The organism is Thermosipho sp. 1074, assembly GCF_001999655.1.
GTDB lineage: Bacteria > Thermotogota > Thermotogae > Thermotogales > Fervidobacteriaceae > Thermosipho > Thermosipho affectus.
Window position 1 is genome coordinate 1 of sequence record NZ_LBEX01000011.1, and the last position, 13,214, is coordinate 13,214.

Genomic DNA, 13,214 nt, shown 5'->3' on the forward strand with positions numbered 1-13,214 from the left:
ACAAGCATCAGAAGTAAAAATATATTCAGATGATTTAAACAACGCTGTAGAAGGTCTAAATCAATACTTATCAAATTTTAAATTATAATGTGTAAGTCATATATAAGGTGTTTCCTCTTAGGAAACACCTTTTTAAAAAAGGAGGTGTTTTTAAATGACAACAAGTGAATTGTTGGGAGTTGCCCTAAAGATTGAAGGTGCGGGATATTCATACTATACAAAACTATCAAATATTTCTTCTGGAAAATTAAAAGAGTTATTTTTAGAACTTGCTAACGAGGAAAGGGAACATGCAAAAATATTTGAAGATATATTAAAAGAACATGAAGATGAAAACCTAAATTTAAACGAAGAGGAAATCGGATATTTAAGAGCTTTTGCAGATAATATTATATTTCCAAAATTAAATATTGACAAGATTCCACAAAGCATAAAAGAAGCTTTAAAACTTGCAATAGAAGTTGAAAAAGATTCCATTATATTCTACAATGATATAAAAATGCTCATTTTAAATAACGATGCACTGGAAAAAATTATTGAAGAAGAAAAAAAACACATGAAAAAGCTAACTCTAAAATTAAATGAAAATGATACATTTGATATGTACAGTGAAGGTAGTAAGATTTAGATTATAATCAGTGGTACAAATAGTTCTTCATAAGAAAGAGAACCATGCATTCCCTTGAGTTTTTGTTCTCCACCTGTGTAGGTATAAGTAAACGAATAGTTATCTTTACAAATAAGCACATAATCTCCTATCCGGTGCACCGTTTCAGGGTGCGCCTTTCCTATACCAAAATATCCTTCCATTAAACACTCTTTAGATGGATAGATTTCAAATTTTCCAGAGTATTTTTCCTCCATATATTCTAGAAACCTTTCCTTTTTATTTTTTTGTACATAAAAATACATCATCCTCATCTCACCTGCTGGTGGAATCTTTAGGAATTTTAATAATTCACTCCCCATAAACTTATTTTTTTCATTTGGTGTGGTAATCATACCATGATCAGCCAATATAAATATTCTTGTTTTCTTGTCTGCATTTAATTTTTTAAACCATTCTAATATATACTTTGCCTCATATTCATATGAATCACTATCTGGTCCCATCTTGTGGCCTATCCCATCTATAGTTCCATAATATGTAAATAAAATTCCCTTAAAATCTTTTCTTAACATTCTTTCCAACTTTACAAGCATATCTAGTGTGGAATAATAAGTTAACACATTGGCGTTATTTTGTATGAGAAAAGAAAGCCCGGAATTTGCAATATTTTGAGCGGTAAGCACTCCACCATATAAACCTTCTTTTTTTAAAAGTTGAAAAACGTTTGGAAGTCTTTTGATATTTTTCTTTACAAGGGTTGCAAAACTATTTTCACTCATCCCTGGAAAACTAAAATCTATCATATTAACCAATGTTCCTATTTCACGTAAAAATTGGACGTATCCTAAAAGACCATGTTCTTTTGGTGTAAGCCCGGTCATAATACTCGTAACAGCTGCAACTGTTGTAGTGGGGAAAACACTACTTAATCTTGTGTAATTTTCAAAAATTACACCTAATTCTTTAAATTTTTTAAAACCCAAACTATCCAATATAACTACTATAATCTTTTCTTTTTTTTCAAGAAATGGGAAAAGATATTCCTCCATTTCCTTAAATTCATGATATGGAGAAACACCAAAGTGTTTCAATAAGACATTTACAAAAGACACAATACTCTTTTCATATACGGGTTTCATATACCTACCTCCAAAAAACAAATCCCCGGCTTTATTTTTCAAAAAACCGGGGATAATTTCAACTATCCTTTTACCGAACCCTTTGTCAAACCACCAACAAGATACTTTTGCATCGAAAGGAAGAGTATTACCATTGGGAGCATTCCTACAAGTGCCGCAGCTGAGAAAAGTCCCCATTCAGTCTCAAATGGCCCTGTTGAGAATGTCCAAAGTCCTACCGCATAAGTGTACTTTTCTACATCCTGGAGAATTATTTTTGCCAAAACAAATTCGTTAAATGTTCCCATAAAGGTTAATATTACCACAACAGACAATATAGGAGATGCAAGTGGAATAACTATTCTCCAAAATGTCTGCCACCTTGTAGCACCATCAATCATTGCCGCTTCTTCAAGAGAACTTGGAATTGTATCATAAAATCCCTTTATCAAATACATATTAAACGCTATATTCCCAAGATACACAAAGATCAATCCACCCAATGTATTTAATCCAAGCCATGGAATATACCTTCCTAAGAAGCTTAAAAATCCATACAGTGCAATCATATACATAATAGCTGGGAACATCTGAATTAATAACAACGACATTATACCGTATTTCCTTCCCTTAAACCTCATTCTACTGAACGGATAAGCGGCCAATGCATTTACAAATGTGGTAATTATTGAAACAAGTCCTGCAACTACAACACTATTAAATATCCATTTCCAAAGATAATGTCTTTGCTTCTGTTTCCATATTTGATCAAATCTAAAAAGTCTTTTATCAATTTCCTTAAATTTTACATTTAACCCTTCAACGGGAAATTTATCAACCAAGTCAGCCGCAGCTTTTGAAGCAATACTCATACTAGATGCTATATTAGATGGATATTTTGATTGTACTTCTGTAAAAAGTTGAGAAAGAGATAATATTCTAATTTTAACACCATTTTTTGCAGAATAAATTGCATTCTCTCCTGTTTTTTTAATAGACTTGACATAATTATCAAAATTATCGATAAATACTTTAACATCTTTTGAAAACTTTCCATACCTCTTGATTAAATCCCTGTAATCATCAATCCATTCCAACTTTCTTAATTCACCTCTTACACTACTTTTTAACTCATTGTTTGAAACATAACTTAAAAATCCATTTATACTTTTTCTAAAAGACTTTAAAGCTATGTATAGTTTATTAATATCCTTCGGAAGGCTATACTTTGATACCTTACTTTCAAATCTTTCGATATCTTTAAATAATTTATCAGATAATATGTATGCCTTTGCATCTAAAAGTTGCATTTCTACATCGGCAAGTTTAACTTTTAAGTCTTCATATTCTTTTCTTTTACTTTCTAGTCTATTTGAAAGAAGCAAATATTCATTTGAAGTTTCTAAATAGTCTTTTTCAATAATTGCAAAATTTTCAAGCACATTTTTTGCTTCATTTAACTGTTTAAAAGATTTCATGTTAAATTGGTTAATAATAGACAAAAAATCACCATAGCTTGTGACATTTTTTTGGTTATAGTTTTCCCACAAAGTTTTTACCTTAAGTGCATTGTTTAATAATTCATCAATTAAGTCTTTAAATTTATCCTTTAGTTGTATCTTTGAAATGTTCTTTATTACATCAAAAACTTTCAAGTATTGTGAAAATTCATCACTTTCTGTGATAAAAGTACTGATATTTGAAGGATTTTCCAATATCTCGTATGCTGCCATTAGTGTTCTATTAAAACTTTCCATTTGTGGAATAATTGAACTTTCAATTATAGGCTTCAATCTTTCATATTCAACTTTTTGATTATCCATTTTTTTCTTTAAAATATTAATTTGTGACTCAATACTTTTTATCTCGCTTTCTTTTTTTGAAACATCCTCTTTTAAAGATTTTACTTCCTTCATCCACATTTCTTTGTATTTTTGATCTATGTCTATATTTTTTATCTTCCCCTCATCCAAAAGATCAAGCATCGCAAAAGAAAACATCTTTTCAGAAGGCTTTTCAATATCTATTTTGTCTTTAATCTTACTTGAAGTGTCTAAAATCGTTTGGATAATATCTCTTGATTTTTCTTTCACAAAACTTTGGATTTCACCAAATTTTTTATCCGTAATATCAACCAATTTTCTAGACTCTTTTGAATAACCTTCTAACCTTTTTATATCCTCATTGAATTTTTCCACCAAAAATTCTACTGGCTTTTCATCATATGGTCTTGAATTGGTGGTAATGGATTCTATGTCACTTAATAACCTTAAAACATTTTCTTCTGGAAATAAAAGGTCCCTGTAATTTTGCAAACTCATCCTAGAAGAAAACAATTTTGAAGAAAAAGCAGCATTATCCCTCCTCAGTGAGGTTGAAACAACCCACACCACGGGAAATAATATACCAACAATCAAGATTATTAAAATTATATGAACCAACCAATTGCCCTTTTTTACAACCATTATCTATTCACCTCTTCAAAAGAACCTGATATTCTAAAGTTAACAAAACTAATGCCCGCCACTATAAAGAATATCAGTATGGATATTGCACTTGCAAAGCCAAAATCTTGTCCTCTTCCTGCTTCAAATGCAAGTTTGTAGGTATAAGATATCAAGATATCTGTAGCACCTGCAGGTGTACTAGTGTTTGGAATAGCAGGCCCACCTGAAGTCAATAGGTATATGTTAACAAAGTTGTTGAAATTAAAGGCAAAACTTCCCACAAGCAATGGTGCAATAGTCGTCATTAAAAGTGGAAAAGTAATCTTCCAAAACCTTTTAGACTTAGACGCACCATCTATTGAAGCGGCTTCATATAACTCTTCTGGAATACTCTGCAATGCACCTAAACTCACCGTCATCATATACGGAAAGCCAAGCCATGTGTTAACTATTAACACAGAAACCTTCGCCCAGAATGGATTGGTCATCCATTTAATAGATTCTTTGTTAAACAAGCCATTTACAACAAATCTATTCAAAACTCCATACGTTTCGTTGAAAAATCCATTCTTCCAAATCAAAACGGAAATAAACGCGGGAATAGCCCATGGAATAATAAGTAAAGTTCTATACAGGGTTCTTCCTTTCAAAGTATTGTTATTCAAAACCAAGGCAAAAATAAGTCCTATTGCAAATGTAAATACCACACTAAGTGCCGCATATGTAAAATTCCACAAAAAGATCTTTGTAAATGGTCCTGAAATTGTTGGATCTGTAAATATTTTTGTGAAATTTTCCCCACCCAAGTAAGAAATATACCCCAAAATGGGAACTTTATCACCGTTTTCATCAAAATCATAAAAAGTACCATCTTCTTCCAAAAGTGGTCTATTAGTCAAATCGTTAATAAGCGTTGCTTTCACAACAGTTTTTCCATTTTCTACCACTTCTGAAAGCGCCATTCTATAAAGGTGCTTGATTTCAACTAACTTTAAAGTTCCATCGTTACTAAACCTCAAAGATAGGCGTTCCCTTCTATTATTTACAATTTCAACTTTACTTAATATAGGAAATGCAATTTTCGATTTAAAAAAAACTTCATTAATAGCCGTCTCTTTATCAACAGGTGAATAAAAATAATTGTACGTTTTATCCCCGTCCATTATCGTAATTATTTTTCCATTTTCCTTCATAACTTCGTACTTTTCAAGTGGTATTAAATGTGCTTCACCTAAAATCATCTTCCCCGCTTGCATTCTAATGGGCTTTATATTTCCAACAACATATTTTTCTCCGTTTTCATCGTAAACCAACATCTTAAAATCTCCCGTAGGATTAATTCCCTCGTATCTAACAAAAATTTCGTAAATGTAATTTTTCCCTTCATCGGGTACATACGTATAAACCGGATCCGTTAAAAGCCTATCGATTACCTCTTGACGAGTCATTATATGACCTGTTCCATAATTGGTAAAGGCCGTTTTAATTGTAAAAGCAATAGGGTACAATACCAAGATAAAAAGTAAAATAACGGCAGGAATCATATATCTATATGGATACGCACCTTTACTGAAAATAAAATAGTCAATTAAAAATACCAAAACAAAAAAAGTAATGGAAAGTTCATAAAAACCTCTGGAAAATAAAAATAATGCTCCCCAGATAGAAAAAGCATTAAACAAAGCTAGAAATACATACCCTATAAATTTCCAAAACCTAATCATTTCATCTCCTCCCGATAAAAATGGGGGGCTACTCCCCCCTAAATATTTTTTACTTAATTCCAGCTAAAATCGTATCAACAGCTTCTTTCAAAGCTTGTTCTACTGGTATTCCTTGGTCAAGTACCTTTGAAAGTGCATCTCCCATTGCTCCCCATACGCCTGCCATTTCAGGGACATTTGGCATTGGAAGCCCATAATTTCCAAGGAATTCTGCAAATGCCTTTGTTACGTCATCAACCATTGGCAATACGTCTTTTCTAGATGGTACCCTTGGATCTGCAAGATAAATTCTGTACATTACATCCTTTGTTGAAATGAATTTTGTCAAGAATTCAATTGCATAAAGTTTGTTTGGGGATTTTGCATTTACCATAAATCCCTGTGCACCAAAGAATGGCTTTGGTTTCACACCTGGTTCAAGTTCAGGAATTGGGGCAACTCCAAAGTCTATACCTGCTTCTTTCCATCCAGGTACTGCCCAAGGTCCATTAATAATCATAGCCGCTTGTCCATCTTTAAACATATTGTCCATAACATTGTAATTGTCACCTGATTCAAGAAGCCCTTCATCAACTAATCTCTTTATCAAAGACAATCCTTTTACTGCTCCTTCATTTGCAAGACCTATATCTTTTACATTTATTTTTCCATCTTTTTCACCAAATACATATCCTCCAAAGCCAAAGATTGCATAACTACTAAAGTAAAAGTTCTTGAAATCGTAAACTAATCCCCTTACTTCTCCTTCATATTCTTCTTGAATTTGCTTTGCAACCTTGATTAATTCATCAAATGTTTTTGGTGGATTTTCAACGTAATCTTTGTTGTAAATCAAAGCAGGTCCATCAAAAGCATATGGAATACCATAAAGCTTTCCGTTATAAGTAAATGCTTTAAGTGGAGTGGGTAAATACTTGTCTTTTTCCGGAAGAACTGGAATTGGTTCAATAAGACCATTTGCTGCAAGTTCTCCAACCCAGTCATGTGCACCAACAATAATATCAGCACCTTCACCAGCTGGGGCTGCTGTTAAAAATTTGGATTTTATATCGTTAAAGTTAACTTGCACAACTTCTACGTCAATTCCGTAAATAGATTTAAACTCATCACCTAATTTCGTAAGAATAGGTGCTTGTGCCTCAGATGTCCAAATGGTAATTTTTACTGCAAATACACTGAAAACCATCAGAATCATTAAAAGAGATACTAATAACTTTTTCATACACTTTCCCCTCCTTTTTTAAAATACTCCAAGATTATTTTACTACAACAAAAAAACTAGTTTACAACTTGTTGGAAACTGTTCCAACATTATATTATATCATAAAATATCCGTTTTTATTACTTTCGAATAAGATTTTTTTACATTCTTTTACATTAACATCATTATTTTTATTATTTTTCTCTTCTACCCTTATAAATATCTTGTTAAAATGTTTGCCTTCTTAATCTTCAAAAGTACCTTTTTTCACTATTTTCTCTTTGTACATCAAAAAATCTCCACGACTTACAACACTATCAATTTCCAAATTTTCATTTAACACAACTAAATCCGCATCGTAACCTTTCTCTAATCTACCCTTAAATTTAAGTTTTAACACCCTAGAAGGATTAACCGTTATAGTCTTTAACGCTTCTTCTAACGGCAAATATCCTTTTTTCACACTTGTCTTTACAATTTCATATAAAGAGGTAACTTCTCCAATTTGCAAACCTATAAAATTACCATCTTTGTCAAATTTTGGAAGACTTCCCTGACCATCCGAAGTTAAAGTAACTCTATCAATTACTTTGGATTTATAACATTCCATTAAATAATTTACCGTTCTAATTTTATCCTCATTTGTTGAAAAACTTGTGGTTAAATCAAAAAAACCACCCATTTTTGCAAATTCTATCCCCTGTTCCAACAATTTTTTATTTCTATTCATATGGGTGGGATATAGATTGATTATGGGAATTTCTGTGTCTTTTACAATATCAAACAAATAATCTATTCCAAATTTACCAGAACCAACATGAAAATTAACAATACCTGCTTTTCCAGAAATAAGTCCTCCCAATCTAGCATTTGAAACTATCTTTTTTATCTCTTCCAAAGTCGGTTGAGTTGATCTGTGATCTGAAATTGCTATCTCTCCAACACCAATAACCCTATCAATTAATACAATATCCTTTGCTATACTACCTGTAAAGGTTACAGGTGGAACTGCATAAGAACCCGTGTAAATAAAAGCATTTACACCTTCTTTGTTCAATGCTTTTGCCTTTGCATACAAATTTTCAAGACTTCTAGTTATACCATCTGTTCCTAAACAACCTACTACAGTAGTAATTCCTCCCTTTATTAATTGCCTCAAATTAATTTCCGGTGTTCTAGTTGAAAAATCCCCCTCACCACCTCCGCCAGTAATATGGACATGCCCATCAATAAACCCTGGAACAACAATTTTTCCAGAAAAATCGTACATTTGAATATCCAATGGAAAATTATCAATATTTATCCCTTCTTCAATAATTGCAATCTTTCCATTTAAAATTAAAATATCCTTTTTTCCAATATACTTAGGTGCATAAACTGTGGCATTCTTTATCAACTTTACCATTTAATCCCCCCCTTTTTTTGATATAATTAACACAAGGTGATAAAATGAAAATTCTTTTCCCTTTAATAAATATCTTTGCAATAATTCTTTTGTACATAACACTTTCTAAAAAAATATCCAATAAGTTATTTAAGATCACAAGGGATATTTTTAAAATTCAAACAATACTTTCTCCCATAACTATATTATACTCTATAACATTTGCTTACATATTAAAGATAAACATTAAAGAAATGGGATTTCAAATAGGTGATTTAAAAACAGGATTAACATTCATAGCAATATTTGGAATACCTATTTTTATTCTCTCTTATATCTTTGCAAAAAAAGCGAAAAAAGAAGAGATAGAAAATTTTAGTTATCTAAAAATAAGGTCAAAATGGCAGATAATCTATGTGTTTTTTTTTGTGGGGTTAACTGAGGAAACTTTTTTCAGAGGATTAATACAAACATATCTAAATAAAAGCATCAATCTTTTTATTTCTATTACTTTAACTAGTGTAATATTTTCACTGTTTCACATCTTAAATGTTAAGACTAAAAATGAAACGTTTAGGGTTTTTTTACAACTTTTTCCCATTAGATTTGTAATTTCTCTAATCCTTGGATACACATTTCAACTTTCAAAAAGTTTAATCTATCCAGCAATCATCCACAATCTCATGGATGGAATAACACTTTTAACAATACAAAAAATTATTTACAACAAACGATCAAGAAGCAATACCTTGTGAAAGGTCATCGTAAATTTTTTTGATCTCTAAATGATACTTTTTAAATATCTCCAAAATCTTTGGGTTAAAATCATCCGGAGATGTTCTTCCATCACCTTCAAGTATTATTTTTACTACTTCCTCGTGCGTATATCCCCTTTTATATGGTCTTGGAGATCTTAATGCATCATATACATCTGCAATAGCTACAATTTGTGCTTCTATTGGTATTTCATCTCCTTTTAAGCCAAATGGATAGCCTTTTCCATTGTATTTTTCATGATGGTATAAGGCTATTTTTTTTGCTGTTTCAAAATATGGATCATCCAAAAGCTTTGCACCATATATTGTATGTTTTTTCATCTCTTCAAATTCTTCATATGTTAATCCTCCGTTTTTCCTAATCAGTTTTTTACTGACAAATATCTTACCAATATCATGCAAAGGGGCAAACGATTCTATCTCTTTCACTTTTTCCATTGGAAGATTTAACTTTTCTGCAATAAATCCAGAAATTTTTCCAACTCTGTAAATATGTTCACCAGTTACATCATCATAAGCTTCTGCTATAGTTGAAAGTTTTTCTGCAAATCTCATATATGCATTCTTTATCTCTTCAGTTGACATTTTCTCAAGCCAAAAGGCTTTTACTAAATTACCCAACCCCTTTATCAATTTTCTTGATTGTTCAGAAAAAGCCTCTTTGCTATTTACGTCTATATCTAGCAAAAGCCTTATCCACAAATAAGGGGTTAACTGAATCTCATTAACCAAAGTTTCTTTCATAGGTTTTGAAGCATCTACCAATATTTCATACTCTTTTTTTGAAAGTTCTTTTATTTTCTCAGTATTGATAATATCTTTCACTATCCTTATATTCTCACTTAAAGGCATTGCATCAAACATATTAATCTGCTTGAGTTTTTCTAAATCATGACCATATGCTGCAACAAACTTTGCAGTTTTGTTTTTTTCATTTACAAGGATTATACTTCCATAATTTGCTTCTGGAACAATTTGTATAGCAGTCTCAAGTACATATTTACAAAAACTTTCTAAATCCTGTCCAGGCACCATCTTAGACAACAAATCAATCATTTTGTAAAGACTCTCAGAAAAATTTTTATTTTCTTTATACAAAATTTTCAATTTTTTGTTTTTCTCCAAAAGTTCTTTAGTTGCTTTTTTCAATGCTTTTCTATGTAAATAAAGCAAAAAAGAAACAGTAAAAACTAAAATCAAACTTACAAAAACAACCATTTCTACCCAAATTGGTACCGTTTCATTACCAATTAACAAATATTTATCAAGTAATATATAATATATAGAACTATTATCAGATTTCCATTTTTTTAAATAAAAATCAATTTTATCTATTATTTCTTTATCAATATCTTTGGAAAATCCAAAACGAATCTCAACTGGATAAAAAATTATCGGTGTCTTGGACAAAGAATACGTCTCCCCCAAATATATTCTACTAACTACTCCTGCGTATGCTTTCTTTTCACTTACCATCCTAAGCACTTCTTCATAAGATGCAACCTCTAAAAATTGTATATTTAGTTTAAATCTTTCTGCAAGTTTTTTTATTCCTTCTTTTCCCACATAATAAATATCATCTTTTAAAACCGCTACAGTTTTATTATCCAAATCCAATATAGACTTCAATTTTTTATCATACGAGTATACAAGTGCCCAATTAACAAAAACACTTTCACTGTTAAAGAGAATTTTTCTTTCTCTTTCCTTTGAATATGCCAAATCCAAAAGTATATCTATTTCTCCTTGTTTTAATTTATTGTACAATACAGAAAAATTATCGTTATATACATAATTTAACGTCCAATTTTCTCTTTTAGCTATCTCGTTTAAAATATCAACAAAAAAACCTTTAGGTTTTTCTTTTCCAAAATAAACTAATGGTTTGTTGTTATACAAACCTACAGTTAATTCTTTACTAAACACACAACTAAAAAACACAAAAATTATCAACGCAAGAAAAATAATCTTTTTTCGCACCTCTACCCTCCCCAAAAACTAAATTTTATATCCATATTTTAGACTACTGGAATAAAACTAAGTTCTCGCTGATTAAATACTTGGAATAAAAAACCCAGCATCATGCTGGGTTAATCGTGTAAAAGTCCTTTTATAATTAATTCTGTTGCTTCATCTTCTGTAAGACCTTTTGCCATTAACATTTCTAGTTGCTTTTGATTTACCCTTCCAATAGATGCCTCATGTGTAAGTTCTGCTAGGTCATCTTTTATTTTTAAAACTGGCACAGTTGCAACTTCTATCTTATCACCTTTAGTTATTTCTTCACATGATATATGCGCCCTAGAATAAGGAGCATTACCATATGCTTCATTTAAAACTTTTGCCTTTGATTCATCTAAAGCAACTACTATTGTTTTTGCAAGTCCTTTTGAGTTCTTTCCATCAAGCCTTAATATTTCATTTATGCTTACTTCATCACTTTTTGAGGCTTTCACTTTAGAAATCATTTCACCAACGGCAAAGTCCTCTAATTTTACATCCATGAGAACGTCTAATTTTCCCACTCGTGTTTTTGTCAAAGTAAAGGAATTCTTGTAAACACCGCCTTTTTTTACTACAGCATAAGTCTTTGTAATAAGATTTATAGTCCCAGAATCACTGTGATAGTGTTCATCTATATATTCCATAACGGCATTTTCCTCAACTACAACATTTGAAACAGCATTGTGAGTAAAATCCTCTGCTTGTGGAAAAACACAGTGTGATAAAAACTTTACCCTTGCACCTTTTCTAACCTTGATATTAAAAACCACATTTTGCAATCCTGTTTTCTCAATATATCCCGTACAAACGTGTATCGGCATTGGAATATGAGTATTTTCCATTATTTCCATATCAACTTGCACACCATTTTTTATTTGTTTTGGAACAAGTTTTATTCCTTCAACATTGTTCAAACCTAAAACTTTATCACCACTTATAATAATCGATGCAATTCTCTTATCTAGAAATTTAGATGCATCTGTTCCTAATTTTTCAACTGTTTTTACAATAGTTTCAAATTCTCTTTTAACGTCCATCGATTTTCAACTCCTTAGTTACAGGAACGTTGGGGTGATCACAAGCATTGCATAAATTTTTAAATATTTCAATAACTTTCTTCGTGTTATCATGTGCTAGGATCTTTCCCGCACATAATAGATACGCCTCATCTGTATTATATGCCATTTCCTCTCTATGGGTAATAACTATTGGCGTACCACCATAAGATACAACATAATCAACTATATTATTTATCATATCAAGACTCATTATATCTATCCCTGAATCAGGTTCATCAAATATAACATATTTTGGTTTTAAAAGAATGATTGAAGCAAGTTCAACTCTCTTTCTTTCTCCTCCACTTAAGCTTTTATCCACAAATCTTTTCATATAAAGAAATGGATCAAGTCCTACTTTCTCCAAGGCTTCCTCTACTTCATCTTTTGTCACATCCAACTTACCACCAAGTGTTAAATAAGTATAAACATTCAATCCTTCATATCTTGCAGGTTCTTGCCACATTAAAGTTATTCCCAATCTTGAACGTTCATACACATTTTTTTGGGTTATATCTTTTCCATCTAAAAATATCTTTCCTTCCGTTGGTTTGTAATCTTCCAATCCCATAATTAAATATCCTATAGTACTTTTTCCAGCACCATTAGTACCTAAAATAGAATATTTCTTTCCTACAGAAAAACTTAAAGATATATTGTCTAAAATCTTTTTATCTGAAACACTATAAGAAATGTTTTCCAGTTTGAGCACGCAATAACACTCCTTATTAAAAAGTCTAATAAAATTTTACCACAAATTAGACTTACAAATGTAACAAAATTAAAACATCTTTTTTTGTTTTTATATTTATGCTCTATACCAAAAAATTGAATAACCTACCCATACAATAAAAAAAAAAGCAGGCGAAAGCCTGCGAAAAAAAAATAAACC

General features: G+C 31.0%; 10 protein-coding genes. 2 read left to right on the top strand and 8 right to left on the bottom strand.

Annotation, left to right across the window (positions count from 1 at the left end; translation table 11 throughout):
• Window positions 1-154: 154 nt before the first annotated feature.
• The gene (locus tag XO08_RS03395; protein WP_077287238.1) at window positions 155-628 is read left to right on the top strand and encodes a ferritin family protein; all 474 of its coding nucleotides are present in this window, start codon (window positions 155-157) and stop codon (window positions 626-628) included.
• On the opposite strand, the gene XO08_RS03400 is transcribed toward XO08_RS03395, so the two are convergent.
• The 5 genes from XO08_RS03400 to iadA form a co-directional block, all read right to left on the bottom strand.
• Window positions 625-1,749 (bottom strand): alkaline phosphatase family protein, encoded by a 1,125-nt coding sequence (locus tag XO08_RS03400; RefSeq protein WP_075665648.1) that lies wholly within the window; start codon window positions 1,747-1,749, stop codon window positions 625-627. The genes XO08_RS03395 and XO08_RS03400 overlap by 4 nt on opposite strands.
• A gap of 62 nt (window positions 1,750-1,811) precedes the next feature.
• Window positions 1,812-4,193, bottom strand: coding sequence for an ABC transporter permease subunit (locus tag XO08_RS03405; protein ID WP_075665649.1), 2,382 nt, complete (start codon window positions 4,191-4,193; stop codon window positions 1,812-1,814).
• Window positions 4,193-5,899 (bottom strand): ABC transporter permease subunit, encoded by a 1,707-nt coding sequence (locus XO08_RS03410; RefSeq protein WP_077287242.1) that lies wholly within the window; start codon window positions 5,897-5,899, stop codon window positions 4,193-4,195. The genes XO08_RS03405 and XO08_RS03410 overlap by 1 nt, the downstream gene beginning before the upstream one ends.
• Before the next feature lie 49 nt (window positions 5,900-5,948).
• Window positions 5,949-7,121, bottom strand: coding sequence for a maltose ABC transporter substrate-binding protein (locus XO08_RS03415; RefSeq protein ID WP_075665651.1), 1,173 nt, complete (start codon window positions 7,119-7,121; stop codon window positions 5,949-5,951).
• Window positions 7,122-7,344: 223 nt separating this feature from the next.
• Window positions 7,345-8,505 carry a beta-aspartyl-peptidase gene (gene iadA / locus XO08_RS03420; RefSeq protein WP_075665652.1) on the bottom strand — a complete coding sequence of 387 codons (1,161 nt, stop codon included), beginning with the start codon at window positions 8,503-8,505 and terminating at the stop codon, window positions 7,345-7,347.
• A gap of 44 nt (window positions 8,506-8,549) precedes the next feature.
• Here iadA and XO08_RS03425 point away from each other — a divergent pair, with 44 nt between their 5' ends.
• Entirely contained in the window at window positions 8,550-9,239 is a 690-nt protein-coding gene (locus XO08_RS03425; RefSeq protein ID WP_077287244.1) for a CPBP family intramembrane glutamic endopeptidase, read from the top strand.
• Here the strand turns inward: XO08_RS03425 and XO08_RS03430 are convergent.
• The 3 genes from XO08_RS03430 to XO08_RS03440 form a co-directional block, all read right to left on the bottom strand.
• A complete protein-coding gene (locus tag XO08_RS03430; protein WP_075665654.1) occupies window positions 9,219-11,240 on the bottom strand; it encodes an HD domain-containing phosphohydrolase in 2,022 nt (673 codons plus the stop codon). The two genes, XO08_RS03425 and XO08_RS03430, sit on opposite strands and share 21 nt — an antisense overlap.
• Before the next feature lie 110 nt (window positions 11,241-11,350).
• Complete coding sequence (locus XO08_RS03435) at window positions 11,351-12,301, bottom strand: SufD family Fe-S cluster assembly protein (protein WP_075665655.1); 951 nt, start codon at window positions 12,299-12,301, stop codon at window positions 11,351-11,353.
• Window positions 12,291-13,034 (bottom strand): ATP-binding cassette domain-containing protein, encoded by a 744-nt coding sequence (locus XO08_RS03440; RefSeq protein ID WP_075665656.1) that lies wholly within the window; start codon window positions 13,032-13,034, stop codon window positions 12,291-12,293. Before XO08_RS03440 ends, XO08_RS03435 begins: the two co-directional genes overlap by 11 nt.
• Window positions 13,035-13,214: the final 180 nt, after the last annotated feature.